This window comes from Gilliamella sp. Bif1-4 (assembly GCF_001690535.1).
Classification (GTDB): domain Bacteria; phylum Pseudomonadota; class Gammaproteobacteria; order Enterobacterales; family Orbaceae; genus Gilliamella; species Gilliamella bombi.
In genome coordinates, this window is sequence record NZ_LZHC01000087.1 from 1 (window position 1) to 530 (window position 530).

Genomic DNA, 530 nt, shown 5'->3' on the forward strand with positions numbered 1-530 from the left:
ATTTCATTTAAATAAGGATTGTTAATAATGTTTGATACCGTCCAATCCCATGCTGACGCATCATTAATATCCCAATCACCAAATGAATGATTTCTACTATTGTCAATCTGACTTTGCTTTATTCCTTCAAGCATTGTGTCAGAATACCATGTAACTAATTGGTAATATTCATCTTCTGATAGCTTACCTGCTTTATATAAATCAACTAATCTTTGTCCTGCTTCTTGTTCTTTTTGCATATATTGATTATAAACATTCGCCTTACACTCCTCTGTTTTACAATCGTTATATTGCTGCTGCAATTTATCTACTTCATCATAACCGACAATATCTTTGATTTTTTCATAAAGCTTTTTACTCTCTTTATCAAGCTTTTCAACGCCACGTTTATTACTTAATAAGTTATTCTCAACCGCATTTTTCCCTGCCGCAACGCCTGTATTGATATCTTGGATATCACCACCGGCAGCGGCTATCGCAAGGCCTGTCGCTAGTTGTGATAGGGCGCTGCTTTGTTGTCTTTCTTCTTG

The 530-nt window shown here is 35.7% G+C and carries 1 protein-coding gene; it reads right to left on the bottom strand.

All coding sequences use genetic code 11. The features are described from left to right. A partial coding sequence (locus A9G25_RS12000; RefSeq protein ID WP_141675109.1) for a VENN motif pre-toxin domain-containing protein occupies positions 1–530 on the bottom strand: 530 nt, incomplete at both ends.